The 19,430-nt window shown below is 71.4% G+C and carries 17 protein-coding genes and 1 pseudogene; 9 read left to right on the top strand and 9 right to left on the bottom strand.

Annotated features, from left to right (window positions below):
• Positions 1 to 3: 3 nt before the first annotated feature.
• Complete coding sequence (glgP, locus tag JHE00_RS17175) at positions 4 to 2,559, bottom strand: alpha-glucan family phosphorylase (protein WP_200319051.1); 2,556 nt, start codon at positions 2,557 to 2,559, stop codon at positions 4 to 6.
• 77 nt (positions 2,560 to 2,636) lie between these two features.
• Between glgP and JHE00_RS17170 the strand changes: the two genes are divergently transcribed.
• Positions 2,637 to 4,094 carry a neutral zinc metallopeptidase gene (locus tag JHE00_RS17170; protein ID WP_200319050.1) on the top strand — a complete coding sequence of 486 codons (1,458 nt, stop codon included), beginning with the start codon at positions 2,637 to 2,639 and terminating at the stop codon, positions 4,092 to 4,094.
• Between the two features lie 58 nt (positions 4,095 to 4,152).
• On the opposite strand, the gene trxA is transcribed toward JHE00_RS17170, so the two are convergent.
• Together trxA and JHE00_RS17160 are read right to left on the bottom strand one after the other, a co-directional pair.
• Positions 4,153 to 5,085 (bottom strand): thioredoxin, encoded by a 933-nt coding sequence (trxA, locus tag JHE00_RS17165; protein ID WP_200319049.1) that lies wholly within the window; start codon positions 5,083 to 5,085, stop codon positions 4,153 to 4,155.
• Between the two features lie 103 nt (positions 5,086 to 5,188).
• Positions 5,189 to 5,494 carry a thiamine-binding protein gene (locus JHE00_RS17160; protein WP_200319048.1) on the bottom strand — a complete coding sequence of 102 codons (306 nt, stop codon included), beginning with the start codon at positions 5,492 to 5,494 and terminating at the stop codon, positions 5,189 to 5,191.
• A gap of 92 nt (positions 5,495 to 5,586) precedes the next feature.
• Here JHE00_RS17160 and JHE00_RS17155 point away from each other — a divergent pair, with 92 nt between their 5' ends.
• Complete coding sequence (locus tag JHE00_RS17155; protein ID WP_200319047.1) at positions 5,587 to 6,087, top strand: MarR family winged helix-turn-helix transcriptional regulator; 501 nt, start codon at positions 5,587 to 5,589, stop codon at positions 6,085 to 6,087.
• Positions 6,088 to 6,099: 12 nt separating this feature from the next.
• On the opposite strand, the gene JHE00_RS17150 is transcribed toward JHE00_RS17155, so the two are convergent.
• From JHE00_RS17150 to JHE00_RS17140, 3 genes are all read right to left on the bottom strand, one after another.
• Positions 6,100 to 6,468, bottom strand: a complete 369-nt coding sequence (locus JHE00_RS17150; protein ID WP_200319046.1) for a DUF3817 domain-containing protein — start codon at positions 6,466 to 6,468, stop codon at positions 6,100 to 6,102.
• A gap of 161 nt (positions 6,469 to 6,629) precedes the next feature.
• Positions 6,630 to 7,724, bottom strand: a complete 1,095-nt coding sequence (locus JHE00_RS17145) for an ABC transporter permease (RefSeq protein ID WP_200319045.1) — start codon at positions 7,722 to 7,724, stop codon at positions 6,630 to 6,632.
• On the bottom strand, positions 7,721 to 8,629 hold the full coding sequence (locus JHE00_RS17140) for an ABC transporter ATP-binding protein (RefSeq protein ID WP_200319044.1): 909 nt from the start codon (positions 8,627 to 8,629) through the stop codon (positions 7,721 to 7,723). Before JHE00_RS17140 ends, JHE00_RS17145 begins: the two co-directional genes overlap by 4 nt.
• Positions 8,630 to 8,765: 136 nt before the next feature.
• Here JHE00_RS17140 and JHE00_RS17135 point away from each other — a divergent pair, with 136 nt between their 5' ends.
• From JHE00_RS17135 to JHE00_RS35130, 3 genes and pseudogenes are all read left to right on the top strand, one after another.
• Positions 8,766 to 9,752, top strand: coding sequence for a LacI family DNA-binding transcriptional regulator (locus JHE00_RS17135; RefSeq protein ID WP_200319043.1), 987 nt, complete (start codon positions 8,766 to 8,768; stop codon positions 9,750 to 9,752).
• A complete protein-coding gene (locus tag JHE00_RS17130; RefSeq protein ID WP_200319042.1) occupies positions 9,749 to 10,774 on the top strand; it encodes a class I mannose-6-phosphate isomerase in 1,026 nt (341 codons plus the stop codon). The genes JHE00_RS17135 and JHE00_RS17130 overlap by 4 nt, the downstream gene beginning before the upstream one ends.
• A gap of 102 nt (positions 10,775 to 10,876) precedes the next feature.
• Positions 10,877 to 11,784, top strand: a pseudogene (locus tag JHE00_RS35130) (aminotransferase-like domain-containing protein); the annotation flags it as partial.
• Between the two features lie 154 nt (positions 11,785 to 11,938).
• Here the strand turns inward: JHE00_RS35130 and meaB are convergent.
• Both meaB and JHE00_RS17110 read right to left on the bottom strand, forming a co-directional pair.
• Positions 11,939 to 12,904 (bottom strand): methylmalonyl Co-A mutase-associated GTPase MeaB, encoded by a 966-nt coding sequence (gene meaB, locus JHE00_RS17115; protein ID WP_200319039.1) that lies wholly within the window; start codon positions 12,902 to 12,904, stop codon positions 11,939 to 11,941.
• Positions 12,888 to 14,075, bottom strand: coding sequence for an acetyl-CoA C-acetyltransferase (locus JHE00_RS17110; RefSeq protein WP_200319038.1), 1,188 nt, complete (start codon positions 14,073 to 14,075; stop codon positions 12,888 to 12,890). The genes meaB and JHE00_RS17110 overlap by 17 nt, the downstream gene beginning before the upstream one ends.
• 157 nt (positions 14,076 to 14,232) lie before the next feature.
• Here JHE00_RS17110 and mce point away from each other — a divergent pair, with 157 nt between their 5' ends.
• The 4 genes from mce to JHE00_RS17090 all read left to right on the top strand — a co-directional run bounded on the left by mce (position 14,233) and on the right by JHE00_RS17090 (position 17,516).
• The gene (gene mce / locus JHE00_RS17105) at positions 14,233 to 14,676 is read left to right on the top strand and encodes a methylmalonyl-CoA epimerase (RefSeq protein ID WP_200319037.1); all 444 of its coding nucleotides are present in this window, start codon (positions 14,233 to 14,235) and stop codon (positions 14,674 to 14,676) included.
• A gap of 161 nt (positions 14,677 to 14,837) precedes the next feature.
• The gene (locus tag JHE00_RS17100) at positions 14,838 to 15,944 is read left to right on the top strand and encodes a coiled-coil domain-containing protein (protein ID WP_230424231.1); all 1,107 of its coding nucleotides are present in this window, start codon (positions 14,838 to 14,840) and stop codon (positions 15,942 to 15,944) included.
• Positions 15,945 to 16,019: 75 nt separating this feature from the next.
• Positions 16,020 to 16,469: a universal stress protein gene (locus tag JHE00_RS17095; RefSeq protein ID WP_200319036.1), complete on the top strand. Its 450-nt coding sequence runs from the start codon at positions 16,020 to 16,022 to the stop codon at positions 16,467 to 16,469.
• A gap of 3 nt (positions 16,470 to 16,472) precedes the next feature.
• The gene (locus tag JHE00_RS17090) at positions 16,473 to 17,516 is read left to right on the top strand and encodes an adenylate/guanylate cyclase domain-containing protein (RefSeq protein ID WP_200319035.1); all 1,044 of its coding nucleotides are present in this window, start codon (positions 16,473 to 16,475) and stop codon (positions 17,514 to 17,516) included.
• On the opposite strand, the gene JHE00_RS17085 is transcribed toward JHE00_RS17090, so the two are convergent.
• Complete coding sequence (locus JHE00_RS17085) at positions 17,513 to 19,204, bottom strand: DEAD/DEAH box helicase (protein WP_200319034.1); 1,692 nt, start codon at positions 19,202 to 19,204, stop codon at positions 17,513 to 17,515. The genes JHE00_RS17090 and JHE00_RS17085 overlap by 4 nt on opposite strands.
• Between the last annotated feature and the right edge of the window lie 226 nt (positions 19,205 to 19,430).

The raw sequence follows: 19,430 nt of genomic DNA, 5'->3' as shown, positions 1-19,430 counted from the left end.
GCCTCACGCGTGGACCACCTTTCCCAGCTCGGCCGGGCTCGCGAGCAGGCGATGTCTGGGCAGCACCCGCACCGTGTATCCCAGCGCGCCCGCGTGCGGCAACCGCAACGTGGCGTCGAACACACCGCGGCCCGAGGGGCGCATCGGCACGGTCACCACGTCCTGCATGTCGTCGGTGTCACCGACCCTGCCGACCACCACCTGGACGTCCACTTCGGACTCGTCGAGACCGGCCAAGTCTATCCCGGCCCGCACCCGCACGTCACCGCCCACCACGAGAGCGTCGGTGCCCTCCACCACCAGCTCGGTGTCGAGCACGCGCACGCGGTTCCACGAGAGGTCCAGCCGGTTCCGGTACCGCGCGAGCTCCCGGGAACCCGCGTAGCCGTGCTCGCTGGCTGCGGCCACGGTCGTCGCCGCCGGCAGGTAGTAGGACTCCACGTACTCGCGCACCATCCGCGAGGCCTGCACGCGCGGGCCCAGCGTGCGCAGCGTGTGCCAGATCATCGACATCCAGCCCTTGGGCACGCCGGACGCGTCGCGGTCGTAGAACAGCGGCGCGATCTGCTGGCCGAGCAGGTCGTACAGCGCGGAGGACTCCAGGTCGTCGCGCAGCAGCGGGTCGCTGACGCCGTCGGCCGTCGGGATGGCCCAGCCGTTGCTGCCGTCGTAGTACTCGTCCCACCAGCCGTCCCTGATGGACAGGTTGAGGCAGCCGTTGAGCGCGGCCTTCATCCCCGACGTGCCGCAGGCCTCGAGCGGCCGGGTCGGGTTGTTCAGCCAGACGTCGCAGCCACGGTAGAGGTAGCGCGCCATCGACATGCCGTAGTCGGGCAGGAAGACGATGCGCTCGCGCACGGCGGGGTCGTCGACGAACCGCACGATCTGCTGGATGAGTGCCTTGCCGCCCTCGTCGGCGGGGTGCGACTTGCCCGCGACCACGACCTGGATCGGCCGCTTGTCGTCGAGCAGCAGAGCGCGCAGACGCTCCGGGTCGCGCAGCATCAGCGTCAGCCGCTTGTAGGTGGGCACGCGCCTGGCGAAGCCGACGGTCAGCACGTCCGGGTCGAAGATCCGCTCTGTCCAGCCCAGCTCCAGCGCCGAGGCGCCACGCTGCAGCCACGCGTCGCGCGCGCGGCGGCGCACCTCGGCCACCAGGTTGCTGCGCAGTTCGCGCCGCAGCTCCCACAGCTGGTCGTCGGTCACCGACTCGTCGATGCCGGAGTCGTGCCCGTCGTGGCCCCACTCCTCGTCGCTTCCGCCGAGCAGCGCGCTCATCTCCCTGGCCACCCACGTGGGTCCGTGCACGCCGTTGGTCACCGCGCTGATCGGCACCTCGGGGGCGTCGAACCCGGGCCAGAGGTTCGCGAACATCCGCCGCGACACCCTGCCGTGCAGCGCCGAGACGCCATTGGCCCGCTGCGCCAGCCGCAGTCCCATGTGGGCCATGTTGAACATGCCGGGGTTGTCCTCGGCGCCGAGCGCGAGCACGCGCCTCGGGTCGACGTTCGGCAGCAGCCTGCCGTCGCCGAAGTAGTGCTGCACGAGGTCGACGGGGAACCGGTCGATGCCGGCCGAGACCGGGGTGTGCGTGGTGAACACGGTGCCCGCACGCACGGCGGACAGCGCCTCGTCGAAGGTCAGGTCTCCGGTGGAGAGGATCTCGCGAGCGCGCTCCAGGCCGAGGAACCCGGCGTGGCCCTCATTGGTGTGGAACACCTCCGGCTGCGGGTGGCCGGTGAGCTCGCAGTAGCGGCGCACCGCGCGCATCCCGCCGATGCCGGCCAGGATCTCCTGCCGGATGCGGTGGTTGGCGTCGCCGCCGTAGAGCCGGTCGGTGACGCCGCGCAGGTCGTCGTCGTTGCCCTCGACGTCGGTGTCGAGCAATAGCAGCGGCACCCTGCCGACGCTGGCCTTCCAGATGTGGGCCCGCAGTTCGCGGCCGCCCGGCATCGCCACGCGCACGAGCACCGGCTCGCCCGAGGGTTCGGTGAGCGGCTCCAGCGGCAGCCCGCTCGGGTCGATCACCGGGTAGTGCTCGATCTGCCAGCCGTCCAGCGACAGCGACTGCCGGAAGTAGCCCGCGCGGTACAGCGGCCCCACCCCGATCATCGGCACCCCGAGATCGGAGGCGGCCTTGAGGTGGTCGCCCGCGAGGACACCGAGCCCACCCGAGTAGTTCGGCAACGCCTCATGGACGCCGAACTCCATCGAGAAGTACGCGACCGCGGCGGGCGCCCGGTGGCCGTTCTCGTCGCCGTCGGCCCTGCGCTGGAACCAGCGTGGCTCGGTGAGGTAGCGCTCGAGGTCCTCGATCGCGTCCCGCGTCCTGGCCAGGAAGGCCTCGTCGGCGGCGAGCTCCTCCAGCCGCGCGGCGGGGATCTCCGTGAGCATGCGCAGCGGATCCCGGATGCGCCGGAAGAGGGCGTCGTCCATGGAGGCGAACAGGTCACGCGTCGGCGGATGCCATGTCCAGCGCAGGTTGGTCGCGAGCGCCGTCAGGCCCGACAACTGATCAGGCACCCGTGCGTGCACCGTGAACCGGCGGACTGCTCTCATGAACAGCGACCCTAGCGACTTTGCCGGATCGGTGATTCCGTGCGTGCGGTGCAGGGCCACTCAGTAAGGTGCCGTCCATGAACCTCACTGGGGGGCGGGGCGCGCGCCGCGGCGTGCTGATCGCCGGCATCGTCACCGTCGCTTCGCTGCTGGCGGCCGCGTGTGGCCAGGAGACCACCGGCCAGCTGCAGACCGCGGGCGACATCGCGGGCCTGCCGGTGACCCACTTCGAGAGCGGGCTCAAACCGAACGCTCCCAAGCCCGACCTGACGGTCGAGAACGCGAGCAACACCGAGGCGGACCAGCTCGCGACCGCTGCGATCGCCGACGTCAGCGCCTACTGGGCGCAGGAGCTGCCCCAGCACTTCGGCGAGGAGTTCGAGCCCGTCGCCAAGCTCCTGTCCTACGACCCCAACGAGCCCGAGATCGAGGTCTGCGGCGCCACGACGGCCGACGCGGCCATGAACGCCTTCTACTGTCCTCCCGAGGACCTCGTCGCGTGGGACCGCGGCCTGCTGCTGCCGCTGCTGCGCGAACGCTTCGGCCCGATGGCCATCGTCACCGTGCTGGGCCACGAGTTCGGCCACGCCATCCAGTTCCGGCTCGGCGACAAGGCCGGCATCGACGAGTCGACCTCGACGATCGTGAAGGAACAGCAGGCCGACTGCTTCACCGGCTCCTACTTCCGCTGGATCGCCGAGAACCGGAGCGAGTACTTCTCGGTGTCCACTTCGGAGGGCCTGAACCAGGTGCTCGCCTCGATGTTCTTCATCCGCGACGACGCGGGACAGTCGGCGTCGGAGCAGGGCGCGCACGGAACCGCCTTCGACCGCACGTACGCGTTCCAGCTCGGCTTCGAGCAGGGAGCCAAGGAGTGCGCCGGCATCAACCAGCAGAACGTGGACGAGCGCATCACCGAGGAGGCGTTCCACTCCGACGACATCGGCTCGGGTGACATCGCCATCGACGAGAACAGCATCGACCTGCTGCAGCGCAGTCTCGACCAGGCGTTCTCGGGCGCGGGCGTGGACGCGCCGCAGATCGTCGACGAGGGCGGCACGTGCGGGGACGGTAGCGGCACGCCGCCCGCGACCTACTGCGAGGACAACAACACGGTGAGCATCGATCTCGAGGAGCTCGCCGTGATCGGTCAGCCGGTGGACCGCGAGGCCGAGTTCCAGGGCACCGAGTCCGCGGGCGGCCTCGGCGACTTCGCGGCCTTCAGCGAAATCGCCTCGCGCTACACGCAGGGCATCCAGAAGGGCGTGGGCGCGTCGCTGGACAACTCCAACGCCGGGCTGCGCACCTCGTGCCTCGTCGGCGCGTGGGCCGGGGTGATCAAGGACGAGGGCAACAACCCGCTCGTGCTCTCCTCCGGCGACCTCGACGAGGCCATCGCGGAACTGCTCCAGCCGCGCAGCCTGCTCTCGGCCGACGTCAAGGGCCGCCCGGTCGCCAGCGGGTTCGCGCGCGTGGAGTCCCTGCGGCTCGGCTACTTCGACGGCTCGTCGGCCTGCACGCAGAACTACGGCTGAGACACGACGACGGCCCCTCGCGGACGAGCGGCCGTCGTCGAACGTGCGTTGATCGTGCTCAGAACAGCGCGCTGGCGAGGTCGCGGCGCGCCTTGATCACCCGCTCGTCGGCGGGGTCGAAGAGGTCGAACAGCCCGACCAGGTGCTCGCGGACCTTGTTGCGGTCGTCGCCCGCGGTCCGGCGGATGGCGGCGATGAGCCTGCCGAAGCCGTCCTCGACCTGGCCCTGCGCCACCTCGAAGTCAGCGGCGGAGAGCTGGGCGTCGAGGTCGGAGGGATCGGCCTCGGCCTTGGCCACCGACGCAGGGTCGGTCGCGGTCGCCCTCGCGGCGAAGCGCACCTGCACCAGCGCGGCCTTGGCCTGCTCGTTGCCCGGCTCGGTGTCGAGGATCCGCTGGTAGGCGGCCTCGGCGGCGGCGAAGTCCTCGCGCTCCAGCGCGTCCTCCGCCTCGGTGAACCTCGGGTCCTCCGGCTCCTCCACAGGCTCGGCGGCGCCGCCCTGCTCGGCGGCGTTGATGCCGGGCAGCTTGTCGCGCAGCGCGTCGAGCAGCTGATCCAGCCACTGGCGGATCTGCGGCTCCGGCAGCGCGCCCGAGAAGGCGTCGACGGGCTGCCCGCCCGCGATCGCCACGATCGTCGGGATCGACTGCACGCCGAACAGCTGCGAGATGCGCGGGTTGGCGTCCACGTCGACCTTGGCGAGCACCCACGAGCCGTTGCTCTCGGCCGCCAGCTTCTCCAGGACGGGACTCAGCTGCTTGCACGGCCCGCACCACTCGGCCCACAGGTCGACGACGACCAGCGTCTGCAGCGAGCGCTCCACGACCTCGGCCTGGAACGTCGCCTCGGAGACGTCGATGACGTTCGCGCCGCCACCCCCGGACGGCGCCTGCGGCGGCGGTGCGCCGCCCTCGGCGGGCTGCTGGCGCGACGCGTCCGCGCGCGCCTTCAAGCCGGACAGGTCGACCGCGCCCGAGAGCGCGGCGGACATGGCTGGCGAGTTCGCTGCTGAACCACGAGGCTGTGTCACGGTTCCATCCTGGCACGGACGCGCGACTGATTCATCGCTGGTTCGCGGCTGGTGGGGCGGCCGGCTACGCGCCGCCCTCGAGACGCTGCTCGACGCGCTCGACCTTGGCGTCGAGCTGACCGTCGTACCCAGGCCGGATATCGGCCTTGAGCACCAGGCTGACGCGCGGGGAGCCCTCACCGGCGGCCTCGACGGCGCGCTTGACCACGTCCATCACCTCGTCCCACTCGCCCTCGACGTTGGTGAACATGGCGTTGGTGGAGTTGGGCAGTCCGGAGTCGCGGACCACGCGGATGGCGCGGGACACGGCCTCGCTCACCCCGCCCTCCGAGTCCCCGCCCGCGGGGCTGACGCTGAAAGCGACGATCATGCGGTCCTCCATGCTGTGTCGGCCGTGGGTCGGCGAGTGAGCTTGCCTACCGGTCCCCAGCTTGCCGACCAACGCTGCTAACTTCGAGGCCCATGAGCCGTCCGTTGCCGTTCGACCCGATCGCCCGCGCGGCGCAGCTGTGGGAGGACCGCATCGGGCCCTCCGAGACCATGGCCGCCGTGACCGGCCTGATGCGGGTCCAGCAGATCGTCCAGTCCGCCGTCGATGGCGCGCTCAAACCGCACGGCCTGACGTTCGCTCGCTATGAGGCGCTGGTGCTGTTGACGTTCGCGCGCAGCTCGAGCCTGCCCATGCGCGTGATGGGCGAGCGGCTGCAGCTGCACCCGACGAGCGTCACGAACATCGTCGACCGCCTGGAGAAGGACGGACTCGTCAAGCGGGTGCCGCATCCCACGGACCGGCGCACGACGCTCGTCGAGATCACCGACGACGGCCGGAGCCGCAGGGAGCAGGCGACCAAGGCGGTCACCGCGATCGACTTCGGGCTGGTCGGCCTCACCTCGCGGCAGACCGACCAGCTCACCGAGTTGTTGACGAAGGTCCGCAAGGCCGCGGGCGACTTCGCCGAGTGAGGGCGCGAGCCCTCAGACCCTGACGGGCTCCGGCTCGTTCGCGACGAACAGACCGGTGCCGCCCTGGCTCAGGCGGGCGGGGCCGTCGAGGCGGCCGCGGCGCAGCGCCCACTTCTCGAACACCCACGAGAACAGCGGCGGGATGCTCGCGAGCAGCGCGACCAGGGTCACCTTGAAGGACCAGCCGAGCGGGCGGGCCACGCCGAGCGTGACGACCACGTAGAGCACGAAGATGACGCCGTGCACCATGCCGAGCACGGGGACACCGCCCTCACCGAGCTGGACGACGTACTTCAGGAACATGCCGATCAGCAGGCCGGCCCAGGAAAATGCCTCGGCAACGGCGACCACGCGGAACAAGACGGCAGCCTTGTTCGACAACGGTTCCTCCTCGGATCATGAAAACCGCCCGAAAAAGGACGGCGGCAAAGAAAACTTCCGGTCCACGTCAACCACGCTGTCGGACGTCTCGATACCAGTGTGATGCGTGATGGCCATCACCGGGACCTCGGGGGCCGGTGATCATCACCACCCCCGGCGCGTCAGTCCTCCCAGCGGAAGACCTTGGCAGCGATGAATCCGACGACCGCGGTGAAGGCGATCAGCACCATCGCGGGCACCAGCAACGCGTCCACGCCCTGGCCACGCACCATCACGTCGAGCATGCCCTCGTTCAGATGCCGCATCGGGAATGCCCACGACACGGTCTGCAGCCACGGCGGAATGTTGTCGAGCGGCAGAAACGCACCGGACAAAAAGGCCATTGGCAACGTGATGAGGTTCGCCACACCGCTCGCGGCTTCCTCGGTCTTGCAGAAGGCGCCCACGAGCATGCCGATGGAGAAGAACGACAACGTGCCGAGCAACAGCAACGGCAGCGCGAGCCACCACTGCCCGGACAGCCGCAGCCCGAACATCGGCAGCAACGCGACGCCGACGAACAGACAGAACTGCACCACCGCGACGCCGAGCGAGACGAGCACCCGCGAGCCGAGCACGGCCACCGGCTGCACCGGGGCGAGCCGGAGCCTGCGCAGCACCTGCTTCTTGCGCCAGCTCACGAACGTCAGCGCCGCACCGAACACGGCGCCGATCGACACGGCCCACGAGATGATTCCCGGTGCCATGTACTGGATCGGCTTGAGTGACTCGTCCTCGACCTGGCTGGTGTCGAGCGTGAACGCGGGCGCCTGCCCGGTGGCGGCGATGTTGGCCTGGTTGACCACGCCGGAGACGAGCCCGTTCACGAGCCCGGCCTGGGTCTGGTCGCTCGCCGCGAAACGCAGCGTCACCGTGTCGCCGTCCTGCTGCACGTAGGCGGGCAGATCGCCTGCCTTCACCTGGGCCTCGGCCTCCTGTGCGGTGTCGAATCGGGTGAGTTCCACCGCGTCGGACCGCTCCAGTGCCGGGATCACGGCGCCCTCGCCGACCACGCCGATCTTGGTCTTCGACGCTCCGGCTCCGCCGAAGATGAGCCCGAAGATCACCAGGAACATCAACGGGAACAGGAACGTGAAGAACAGCGTCGCCTTGTCGCGCACGAAGCCGCGGAACCCGGCCTTCGACAACGCGAGGAAGACCGACGACGACGCCGGGCTCGGGGCGGTCCGACGCGGCCGCGTCTCTGTCGTCGTCATGCCCGGTACTCCCGTCCGGTCAGCTCGAGGAACACGTCCTCCAGAGTCGCTGTGCGGACCTGCAGCCCGTCGAGGGTGCCGTGTTCGGCCAGCGCCGCGAGCAGCGGCGCGGGGGTGCGGGTGGAGATCGTCAGCGACACCTCGTCCTGTGCGACCTGGTCGGCCCCGGGCAGTGCCCTCGCGAGGTCGGGGGCGAGCGCGCCGCGCTCGAGGATCACCCTGGTGGCCGCCTCGAGGTCGCGCACGAGCCTGGCCGGGGCGTCCATCGCGAGGATGCGGCCGCGGTCCATGATCGCCACGCGGTCGCAGAGCACCTCGGCCTCGTCGAGGTAGTGGGTCGTGTAGACGATCGTCTTGCCACGGGCCTGCACCTCGCGCAGCACGTCCCAGAGGTTGCGCCTGGCCTGCGGGTCGAGCGCCGCGGTGGGCTCGTCGAGGAAGACGATGTCGGGGTCGTGCACCAGCGCGCAGGCGATCGAGAGCCGCTGCCGCTGTCCGCCGGAGAGCTTGGCCTCAGGCGTGCTCGCCTTGTCGGAGAGCCCGACGAGCTCCAGCATCTCGTCGACGCGCGCCGACGTGACGCCGTAGAGCGCACCGAAGGTCTCCAGCTGTTCACGCGCGGTGAGCTTCTCGAAGAACGCCGACGCCTGCAGCTGCACGCCGATCTTCGGCAGCAGCGCGAGGTTGCGCGGCCACGGCGCCTCGCCGAGCAGGCGCACGGTGCCCGAGTCGGGTTCGCGCAGGCCCTCGGCGATCTCCAGCGTCGTGGTCTTCCCGGCGCCGTTCGGGCCGAGGATGCCGAAGAACTCGCCCTCGGCCACCTCGAACGAGACACCGTCGACCGCACGGAGGTCGCCGTAGCTCATGTGGATATCAGTGACCGCGAGCGCGGTCGAGGTGGTCATGACCAGACCTTATCCACGTCGACCAAGCGCCCGTGGCGCGTCTGATCACCGGTTGACAACGACTCTGGCCCCGGTGTTTCATCGCGTCGTTATGACAACGTTGTCGTCCACTCCAGGCGATTCCCGCCGGGCCACCATGAACGACGTGGCCCGGCTCGCGGGCGTGAGCATCAAGACGGTGTCCCGCGTGGTCAACGACGAGCCCGCCGTCCACCCGGAGACCGCGGCCCGTGTGCTCGCCGCCATCGAGCAGCTGCGATTCCGGCGCAACGCGGGCGCGAGCAACCTCCGCCGCGGCTCGGCGACGGGCACGCTCGGACTGATCGTCGAGGACGTCGGCAACCCGTTCTTCTCGGGACTGACGCGCGCCGTCGAACGCGTCGCGGTGGGCTTCGGCAAACAGGTCCTCACGGGATCGTCCGACCTGGACCCCGACCGGGAACGCGAACTGGCGCTGGAGTTCTGCGCCAGGCGGGTCGACGGCATGCTCGTGGTGCCGGCCGGGTCGCGGCACGCCTACCTGGAGCCGGAGCTGCGCGCGGGCACGCCGATCGTGTTCGCCGACCGCCCGCCCGGCGACCTTACGGCCGACACGGTGCTCGTGGACAACGCGGCGGGCGCGGCCGCGGCGGTCGCCCACCTCGCCGCACACGGCCACCGCCGCATCGCGTTCATCGGTGACAGCCCCGAGATCTACACGGCGCGCGAGCGGCTGCGCGGGTTCCGCGAAGGCTGTGTGAGCGCCGGAGTCGGCCAGGACGCGCGGCTGATCGCCCTGCGCGAGCCGAGCGCACGGGGCGTGGCCGACACGGTCCACGGGATGCTCACCGGGCCGGACGCCGCCACGGCCGTGGTGGCGGGCAACAACCGCATCACGGTGCACCTGCTGCGCGCCCTCGCGCACAGCGAACACCGGCCCGCGCTCGTCGGCTTCGACGACGTCGAGCTGGCCGACCTGCTCGATCCACCGGTGTCGGTGATCGCACACGACGTCGGGGTACTCGGGAGGACGGCGGCCGAGCTGCTGTTCGCCCGCCTGCAAGGAGATCAGTCACCACCGAGAAAGGTCGTTCTGCCCGTGCATCTCGTCGCCCGCGGTTCCGGAGAGGTGGCCCCCGCATGACCACACCCGCGTTCGAGCCCATCCACGTGCCCGCCAACCAGCCCGCGCAGTTCTACCGGGGCGGTGAGGCCATCGCCGCGCTGCGCGGAGCCGCGGGCAGCCAGGAGTTCGGCCCCGAGGACTGGGTCGGCTCCACCACCACGTTGTTCGGCAAGGACAGCGAGGGCCTGAGCAGGCTGCCCGACGGACGCCTGCTGCGCGAGGCGGTCACCACCGATCCCCAGGGCTGGCTCGGCGCCGCCCACGTCGCGAAGTTCCGCGACTCGACGGCACTGCTGGTGAAGCTGCTCGACGCCGGTCAGCGGCTGCCCGTGCACTTCCACCCTTCCGACTCGTTCGCGGGCGAGCACTTCGACTCGCACTTCGGCAAGACCGAGGCCTGGATCGTCGCGGGCACCAGCGGCGACGACCCGACCGTCTACGCCGGGTTCCGCGAGTCGCAGGACCTCGCGACGATCGACGAGTGGGTGCGCGAGCAGGACTCGCCCTCGATGCTGGGCGCGCTCAACAGCATCCGGGTGCGGCCCGGCGACACGGTCCACATCCCGGCCGGGCTGCCGCACGCGATCGGCGCCGGGGTGTTCGTGGTGGAGCTGCAGCAGCCGACGGACTTCTCGCTGACCATGGAGTGGCGCGACTTCCTCGACTCGCCGGACAAGGGCCACCTGGGCATCGGGTTCGACACGGCGCTGCGCGCGCTCGACACGTCGGGCTGGGACGACGAGCGCCTCGGCACGATCGTGCGCAACACCGGCGACGACCGTTCATCCACTGTGGACCTCCTGGCGCCCGGTGCGAGCCCGTTCTTCAGGGCCGACACGTTGCGGCCCGGTGGTGGCGCGCTCGCGCTGGACCCGTCGTTCGCGGTGCTGGTCGTGCTCGACGGCTCGGGCGAGCTGCGCACCGGCCAGGGCTCCGTCCCGATCGCCAAGGGCGACACGCTGGTCGTGCCCCACGGTGCGGGAGAACTGGAGCTGACGGGCGAGGCGACCGTGATCCGCTGCCGCCCACCCGCCGCGTAGTTCAGTACGGGAGCCTGCCGTCGGCCACGCCCGCGAGGGTGGCGCGCAACCAGCAGCGCTGGGCGTGCCACAGGCCGCCGCCCAGCGACACCCGCGCGACGCTACCTCGCGCGCAGCCGCGGCGTCGTCGCCGATCCCGAGCGGATCGTCGTCTGCGGCGGATACGCGCACGCCATGTCGCTACTGGCTTCCGTGCTGCGCGAACGGGGGCCGCTGGCGTTCGAGGACCCGTCGCTGTGGGTGTTCCGCCGGATCGCCGAGGCCGCCGGTGCACGCCTGACCGGAGTTCCCGTGTACGACGAGGGCCTTCGGGTGTCCGAACTGGACAGTCCAGCGGTGGTCGTGACCCCGGCCCACCAGTACCCGCTCGGCATGACGCTGGCTCCGCGCAGGCGGGCCGAGCTGACGCGCTGGGCGAGCGAGCAGGGCGGGCTGGTGATCGAGGACGACTACGACGGCGAGTTCCGCTTCGACCGCAAGCCCGTTGGTGCGCTGCAGGCGCTGGCGCCGGAACGCGTGGCCTACGCGGGCACGGCGAGCAAGACGCTCGCGCCCCGGCCTGCGGCTCGGCTGGCTCGTGCTGCCGCGCGCGCTCGTGGAGCCCGTGCGCGCCGTGCTGACGGCGCACGGCTGGCGCACTCCGGTACTGGAGCAGCTCGCGCTGGCCGAGCTCCGGCGACTACGACCGGCACGTCCGCCGCCGCCGCCGCGCGGTCTGCCGCGCGCGCAGGGACCGGTTGCTGAGCGCGCTGCCGGACTTCGTGACGCCGCACGGGATCTCGGCGGGGGCGCAACTACTGATCACGCTGCCGGCGCGAGGCCCCTCCGAACCAGAGGTGATCGCGGCGGCGCAAGGGAATTCCCTGGCGCTGCAGGGACTCGGCCCGCACTGGATGACACAGGGCGAGCACCCGCAGGGCATCATGCTGGGCAACGGCACGCCCGCCGAACACGCGTTCCCGGCGACGCTGGAAGCGCTGCGCGCGACACTCGCCGAAGTGTCACCCTGAGCGGATCCGCTCGCTCACCAAGGGCGGCGTAGGCCCGGTGAACCACGATCGACCCCGGCTTGCCCGCACGCGGCTCGCTACCGGTGCGGCCACCGGGCTCGTCGGAGCGGTCGCACCGCACCGAACTCATCGACAGCGGCGGGGTCCCGTCCCGCTAGCGGCGCAGGTCGGCCACCAGCTCGTCGGCGGCGGCGTAGGGATCGAGCTCGCGGCCCGCGACCCTCCTGGCCAGTTCGCCGAGTCGCTCGCCACCGCGCAGTTCGCCCAGCTCCGCGCGCAGCCGCCGCAGCGCGATGGCCTCCACCTCGGCCTCGGCCCGCGCGGTGCGCCTGCGGTCCAGCTCGCCGTGCTCGGCCAGCCACGTGTGGTGCTCCCCCAGCGCGCGCAGGACCTCGGCGGCGCCCTCGCCCTTCGCGGCGGCCGTCGGCACGATCGGCTGCCGCCACGACGGCCCCGCCACGCCCCTCCGGCTCATGGCGACCAGCTGCCGCAGGTCGTGCACGGTGGCGTCGGCGCCCTCGCGATCGGCCTTGTTGACCACGAAGACGTCGGCGATCTCGAGCACGCCCGCCTTGGCCGCCTGGATTCCGTCGCCCATTCCCGGGGCCAGCAGCACCACCGTGGTGTCGGCGAGCCGCACGACGTCCACTTCGGACTGCCCGACACCGACCGTCTCGATCAGCACGACATCGAATCCGGCGGCGTCGAGCACGCGCACCGCCTGCGGCGCGGCCCACGCGAGGCCGCCGAGATGCCCGCGCGTGGCCATCGACCGGATGAACACGCCGGGGTCGACGGCGTGCTCGCTCATCCGGATCCGGTCGCCGAGCAGTGCTCCGCCCGAGAACGGCGACGACGGGTCGATGGCCAGCACACCGACGCGTTTGCCCTGCTCACGCAACGCCGAGAGCAGCATCGACGTGGATGTCGACTTGCCGACTCCGGGGGGCCCGGTGAGGCCGACGACCTGCGCGTTGCCGGTGTACGGCGTCAACGCGGCCGCGACCTCCCGCAGCTGCGGGTGGGCGTCCTCGACGAGGGAGATCAGCCGGGCGACGGCACGGGGCTTGCCCTCCCGCGCCTGCCCGACCAGTTCGGTGACGTCAGCTCGCGGGGACACGGATCAGCAGCGCGTCACCCTGACCGCCACCACCGCACAACGCGGCCGCACCGAGCCCGCCACCACGGCGGCGCAGCTCGTAGGCCAGGTGCACGGCGAGGCGGGCACCGGACGCGCCGATGGGGTGACCCAGCGCGATCGCGCCGCCGTTGACGTTCACGATGTCCGGGTCGATGCCCAGCTTCTCGGTGGAGACGAGCCCCACCGCGGCGAACGCCTCGTTGATCTCCACCAGGTCGAGCGAGCTCGCGTCGAGGCCCGCCTTGCCCAGCGCGGCGTTGATCGCGTTGGACGGCTGCTCGTGCAGGCTCGCGTCGGGACCGGAGACCACACCGTGGGCGCCGATCTCGGCCAGCGGCGCGAGACCGAGCTCCTCGGCCTTGGCCTTGCTCGCCACCACCACGGCGGCGGCGCCGTCGGAGATCTGCGAGGCCGAACCCGCGGTGATCGTGCCGTCGGAGGCGAAGGCGGGCCGCAGCTTCGCCAGGCTCTCCGCGGTGGTGTCGGCGCGCACGCCCTCGTCGGTGTCGAACACGACCGGGTCGCCCTTGCGCTGCGGAATCCGGACCTCGGCGATCTCGTCGGCGAACACGCCGCCCGCGATGGCCTTGGCCGCCAGCTGGTGCGAGCGCGCCGCGAACGCGTCCTGCTGCTCGCGCGTGAGGCCGTAGCGCTCGTTGTACTTCTCTGTGGAGCTGCCCATCGCGACCTGGTCGAAGGCGCAGAACAGGCCGTCGTAGGCCATGTGGTCCACCAGCGTCGTGTCGCCGTACTTGAACCCGGAGCGCGACTTGGGCAGCAGGTGCGGCGACTGGGTCATCGACTCCTGTCCGCCCGCGACCACCAGGTCGAACTCGCCGGCGCGGATGAGCTGGTCGGCCAGCGCGATGGCATCGAGGCCCGAGAGGCACACCTTGTTGATGCTGAGCGCGGGCACGCTCATCGGGATGCCGGCGGCCACGGCGGCCTGCCTGGCCGGGATCTGGCCCGCGCCTGCCGTGAGCACCTGGCCCATGATCGTGTACTGCACCGCCTCGGGTGCGACACCGGCCCGCTCGAGCGCGGCCTTGATGGCGACGCCGCCGAGCTGGGCCCCGGAGAAGTCCTTCAACGAACCCAAGAGCCGACCGATCGGCGTACGGGCGGCACCCAGGATCACGGAACCGGACACAACAGCCTCCTGAATCTCGTCGACGCGCTGCCTCGCTGCACGAGCCGCTCCGGGCGACGATACCGGCCGGGAGCCCGTCTGAATCGAGCGCGACGGTGAGCGCCGCGTGTGAACATCGGCACGTCCGGTGAGCGCGAAGGCCACCTATCCTGCGTCCATGCAGCAGGCACTGAAGCCGTTCATCACGACGATCGACCACGTCGGCGTGGCCGTCGCAGACCTCGACGAGGCCATCGCGTTCTACGCGGAGAACTTCGGGCTCGAGGCGACCCACACCGAGGTCAACGAGGAGCAGGGCGTGCGCGAGGCCATGCTGCGCGCGCCGGGCGACGCCGGCGGTCCCGCGGTGCAGCTGCTCGCGCCGCTGCGCCCCGACTCGACCATCGGCAAGTTCCTCGACACCAAGGGCCCGGGTCTGCAGCAGCTGGCCTACCGCGTCACCGACGTCGAGGCCGCCGCGGACGCGCTGCGGGCGAAGGGCCTGCGGCTGCTCTACCCGGAGTCGAAGCGCGGCACGGCGGGCAGCAAGGTCAACTTCGTGCATCCGAAGGACGCGGGCGGCGTGTTGGTGGAGCTGGTCGAACCCGCCGCCGAGCACTGATTTTTCCGGCCGGGACCCTCGCCAGGGATCGTCCACAACGTACTCACGCCGGCGCGGAGCGACTGGCCCGCTGTGCGCGCCGGACCAACGCGGGCAGAACATCGCGCCGCGATAGCGACGTTCGGCGGCGGGCACTTCGCAGCGCCCGTTAGGGTGGGGACATGAGCCTTGGCGAAGAACGGGAGCTCGTGCCGCTGGGAGCCGGCTTCGACTTCGAGAAGCGTGGGTACAGCCGAGCACAGGTCGACGAGCACCTGGAGCGGCTTGACGCCGATCTGAAGATGCTCACGTCCGACCGGGACGCGGCCATCTCGCAGGCGGGCGACCTGGCGAGGCAGCTCGAGGCGGCGCGCATCGAGATCGACGACCTGCGCGGCCAGGTCGAACGGCTCGCGCAACCGCCCACCACGATCGAAGGCCTCTCCGAGCGACTGCAGCGCATGCTGCGGCTCGCGCAGGAGGAGGCCAACGACACCAAGGCCAGGGCCGAGGCCGAGGCAGGCCACATCCGCGCCAAGGCGGAGTCCGACGCCAGCGCGATGCGCGCCCGCTACGAGCAGCTGCTCACCGAGCTCGCGGAGCGGCGCAGGGAGATGGAGGCCGAGCACCGCAAGGTGCTGACCGACGCCCGCGCCGAGGCCGAGTCGATCACCACCACGGCCAAGAACGAGCGCGACCGGCTCGACCGCGAGTCCGAGCAGCGCCGTACCCAGGTCGAAGAGGACTTCGAGATCGCGATGGCCACGCGGCGCACGGAGTCGATGCGCACGCTCGCCGAGCAGGAGGCGGCCAGCAAGGCCGAGGCCGAGCGGCGGGTGCGCGAGGCCACCGACGAGGCGGCGGCCATCCGCAAGGAGGTCTCCGAGGAGCAGACCAAGGCCCAGAACGAGATCGACCGGCGCCAGCGGGAGTCGGTGGAGGACGCCAACCGGCGCAAGCAGAACTCGATCAACGAGGCCAACGCACGCGTCGCCGAGGCCACCGACGAGGCCAACCGCCGGGTGCGCGAGGCCACCGAGGACGCCACCCGCAGGAAGACCGAGGCCACCGCCAAGGTGGAAGCGCTGCGGACGCTGCGCGGCAAGATCGCCGACCAGGTGCGCGCCGCGCGCACGATGCTCGCCGAGGCCAACTCGGCGCTGGAGGAGGCCGAACCGGCGGGCGCCACCGCCGCGGGCAAGGCCGGTTCCGGCGGCGACAACAACGGCACCGCGCAGCACATGGAGAAGGCCACCGCCTCGGTCGGCTCAGAACCGACTCGCGAGTAGGTTACTGCTGCGCTGGGCCGCGCGGCACGCTACTGTCCTCCTGCATACCGGCCCGTGACCCCGCAGGAGGACCTGATGGCCGCCTATCAGACCGTGGTCGTCGGCACCGACGGCTCCGAGTCGTCCTTCGCCGCCGTCGATCGTGCGGCAGGCGTAGCCGCCGACGCCGGAGCCACGCTGGTGATCACGTGCGCCTACTCTCCGGCGAGCAAGCAGGAGATCGAGCGTGCCCAGGACGAGCTGGGCGGCGAGGCCTACCAGGTCGTCGGTTCCGCCCCCGCCGAGGACACATTGCAGTCCGCCCGCGACCGCGCCGTCAGGGCGGGCGCCGAGAAGATCGAGACCACCGCCGTGCGCGGTGAGCCCGCCGACGTGCTGGGCTCGGTGGTCAAGGACCGCTCCGCCGACCTGCTGGTGGTCGGCAACCGGGGCCTCAACACCCTCGCCGGGCGACTCCTCGGCTCCGTGCCGTCGGAGGTGGCGCGCAAGTCGGGCGTCGACGTCCTGATCGTGCACACGACGTAGCCGATGGCCGACGAGGCATTCCAGCGCAGACTGGAACGCGTCCTGCTGGGCGGTCAGCGCTCCTACACCCGGCTCCAGGTGGCCGAGCTCGCGGGCGTGTCCGAGGAACGCACCAGGCAGCTCTGGCGAGCGCTGGGCTTCGCCGCAGTGCCGAACGACCAGGTGGTGTTCACCGACGCGGATGTCGAGGCGGTCCGGATCGCCGACGGCATGATCGACGCGGGCGTCTTCGACCAGGAGCTGGAGACGGCGGTGACGCGGGCGCTGGGCCTGCACCTGTCGCGGTTGGCCGAATGGCAGGCCGACCTGCTCTGGTCGCTGGTGCGCGAGCACCCCGAGCTGGCCGCCGACGAACAGCGGCTCACCGAGCTCGTCGAGACGCTGGTGCCCCAGCTGGAGCGCGTGCAGAGCTTCGTGTGGCGGCGTCACCTCGTGGCGTACGCGGGCAGGGCGCTCGCGGTTCCCGACGAGGACCTCGAGGCCCGCACCCAGGTCGTCGGCTTCGTCGACATGGTCGGCTACACCCGGATGACGCGCCGGATCGACGAGAACGAACTGGGTGACGTACTGGAGCGCTTCGAGGCGCTCGCGACCGAGGTCGTCGCCGAGGGCCGCGGCCGCGTGGTCAAGATGATCGGCGACGAGGTGCTGTTCGTGGCCGACTCACCGGCGGAGGCAGCCGAGATCGCGCTGACACTGACCGAGCGCACGAGCACCGACGACGAGCTGCCGCCGGTGCGCGCCGGGCTGGCGTCCGGGCGCGTGCTGAGCCGCTTCGGCGACGTCTACGGCGAGACCGTGAACCTGGCGAGCAGGCTCACCTCGATCGCGCGGCCCGGCACCATCCTGGTCGACCGGACGCTGGCGAAGGCGCTGACCGGGGATCCGGCCTACGAGCTCCGCTCGCGCCGGTCGGCGTCGGTGCGCGGTTACAGCCGCATCCGGCCCGCCGCCCTGCGCAGGGCGAGGGGTCAGAGCGGCTCGTCGGACAGCGGGCCGCAGGCCGCCGACCTGCTCGGCCTTGCTCCCCGCCGTGGCCGGCGCTAGCGCGACTGGAACCGCTCGCGGCGGATCGTGGTCTTGCGGCCTTTGATGGTGGTGCCCTTGAGCGCGGAGATCACGTCGTCCGCCGCGCCCTCCGGCACGTCGACCAGCGAGAACCGGTCGGCGATGTCGATGGCACCGATGTCGCGGCCCCTCAGCCGGGACTCGCCAGCGATGGCGCCGACCAGGTCCTGCGGCCGGACACCGGCGGTGCGCCCGACGCCGACGAACAGCCGGGTCATGCCCCGCCCGACCGCGCGGCCCTTGCGCTCCCTGCCACCGGGTCCGTCCTTGCGGCCCCGCCTGGCGTCGGCGGGCGGCCACGAGGTGACCTCGGGGATCTCCTCCTCGTCGGTGACCGTGCCCGCGGCCTCGTGGGCCAGCTTCACCGCGGCCAGCGCCACCTCCACCACGTCGAACTCCTCGGCGAGGGGTTCGACGACGGCGCGGAACCGGTCGAGGCCGTCGGAGTCCTGCAGGCTCTCCCACAGCGCGCCGCGCGTCTGCTCGAGGCGCTGGGCCCTGACGTCGGCGATCGTCGGGAGCTTGCGGACGGGGATCTGCTGGCCCGTGACGCGCTCGATGGTCTTGAGCATCCGGTGCTCGCGGGGCTCGGCCAGCGTGATGGCGGTGCCCTCGCGGCCCGCCCTGCCCACGCGGCCGATGCGGTGGACGTAGGCCTCGGGCGCGCTCGGCACGTTGTAGTTGACCACGTGGGTCAGCTGCTCGATGTCGAGTCCGCGGGCGGCGACGTCCGTGGCGACCACGAGGTCGGCCGTGGCCGAGCGCAGCCGCTCGACCACCCGGTCGCGCTGCTGCTGGTTCATGCCGCCGTGCAGCGGTTCGGCGCGGTAACCGCGGCCGTTGAGCGTCTCGGTGAGCTGGTCGACCTCCTCGCGCGTGCGGCAGAAGACGATCGCCGCCGTCGGCGACTCGGCGTCGAGCATGCGGCCCAGCGCAGCGGGCTTGTGGCCACGGGGCACCACGTAGGCGGCCTGGCGCACCAGCGACGGCTCGTTCTTCTGCGACGCCGCGCGGCCGAGTTCGATGCGCACGGGCTCGGTCAGGTAGTGCTGGACCATCCCGCTGATGCGCGGCGGCATCGTCGCCGAGAACAGCATGGTCTGCCGCTGCTCGGGAATGTCCTGGAAGATCGCCTCGATGTCCTCGGCGAAGCCCATGTCGAGCATCTCGTCGGCCTCGTCGAGCACCACCATGCTCAGCTCGCCGAGCGAGAGCGTGCCGCGGGAGATGTGGTCGAGCGCGCGGCCCGGCGTGGCGATCACGACGTCGACGCCGCGTTCGAGCGCCTTGAGCTGCCGTCCGATGGGCTGGCCGCCGTAGATCGGCAGCACGCGGGTGCCCAGCTGGTGGCCGTAGCGGTGCATCGCCTCGGAGACCTGGACGGCGAGCTCGCGGGTGGGCGCGAGCACCAGCGCCTTGGGCTTGACGCCCTGGCCGTGGCGGGTGATGCGCTGCAGGATCGGCAGCGCGAAGGCCGCGGTCTTGCCGGTGCCGGTCGCGGCCTGGCCGACGAGGTCGCGGCCCTCGAGCACGGGCGGGATGGCGGCGCGCTGGATGGGCGTCGGCTCCTCGTAGCCGAGGCCGGAGAGCGCGTCGAGCAGTTCCTGGCGCAACAGGAGGTCGGCGAAGGTCGCCGCGGGTTCGGGCTCGGATTCGTGCTCAGTCATGGTGGACCTCCTGATCCAGGGAACGGGTTTCGGCGACGCCACGCCCGTGACTTCCCCAGGCAGGGACGACCATCGACTGTGATTGTGGCGAACCGGTGTCGATGATCAGCGCCCCGCGGGCAGTACCGCGTACTGGCGTACTCGACTCTCTGACCTGGCAGAAACCCTTGATCATGGACCGGATGTGGACCCGGGGTGCCCACCACAGAGAGGTACCGCCATGGCC

Origin of the sequence: Prauserella cavernicola (genome assembly GCF_016595675.1) — a bacterium.
Lineage (GTDB): Bacteria > Actinomycetota > Actinomycetes > Mycobacteriales > Pseudonocardiaceae > Prauserella_A > Prauserella_A cavernicola.
This window is presented reverse-complemented; position numbering and strand designations above follow the sequence as displayed.

Coding starts and splice junctions, on each gene's coding strand:
- JHE00_RS17095 (WP_200319036.1), top strand. CDS start 16,020: ATGGCCGCCTATCAGACCGTGGTCGTCGGCACCGACGGCTCCGAGTCG.
- mce (WP_200319037.1), top strand. CDS start 14,233: ATGCAGCAGGCACTGAAGCCGTTCATCACGACGATCGACCACGTCGGC.
- glgP (WP_200319051.1), bottom strand. CDS start 2,559: ATGAGAGCAGTCCGCCGGTTCACGGTGCACGCACGGGTGCCTGATCAG.
- JHE00_RS17140 (WP_200319044.1), bottom strand. CDS start 8,629: ATGACCACCTCGACCGCGCTCGCGGTCACTGATATCCACATGAGCTAC.
- JHE00_RS17130 (WP_200319042.1), top strand. CDS start 9,749: ATGACCACACCCGCGTTCGAGCCCATCCACGTGCCCGCCAACCAGCCC.
- JHE00_RS17145 (WP_200319045.1), bottom strand. CDS start 7,724: ATGACGACGACAGAGACGCGGCCGCGTCGGACCGCCCCGAGCCCGGCG.
- JHE00_RS17155 (WP_200319047.1), top strand. CDS start 5,587: ATGAGCCGTCCGTTGCCGTTCGACCCGATCGCCCGCGCGGCGCAGCTG.
- JHE00_RS17100 (WP_230424231.1), top strand. CDS start 14,838: ATGAGCCTTGGCGAAGAACGGGAGCTCGTGCCGCTGGGAGCCGGCTTC.
- JHE00_RS17090 (WP_200319035.1), top strand. CDS start 16,473: ATGGCCGACGAGGCATTCCAGCGCAGACTGGAACGCGTCCTGCTGGGC.
- JHE00_RS17135 (WP_200319043.1), top strand. CDS start 8,766: ATGAACGACGTGGCCCGGCTCGCGGGCGTGAGCATCAAGACGGTGTCC.
- JHE00_RS17085 (WP_200319034.1), bottom strand. CDS start 19,204: ATGACTGAGCACGAATCCGAGCCCGAACCCGCGGCGACCTTCGCCGAC.
- JHE00_RS17160 (WP_200319048.1), bottom strand. CDS start 5,494: ATGATCGTCGCTTTCAGCGTCAGCCCCGCGGGCGGGGACTCGGAGGGC.
- trxA (WP_200319049.1), bottom strand. CDS start 5,085: ATGTCCGCCGCGCTCTCGGGCGCGGTCGACCTGTCCGGCTTGAAGGCG.
- JHE00_RS17170 (WP_200319050.1), top strand. CDS start 2,637: ATGAACCTCACTGGGGGGCGGGGCGCGCGCCGCGGCGTGCTGATCGCC.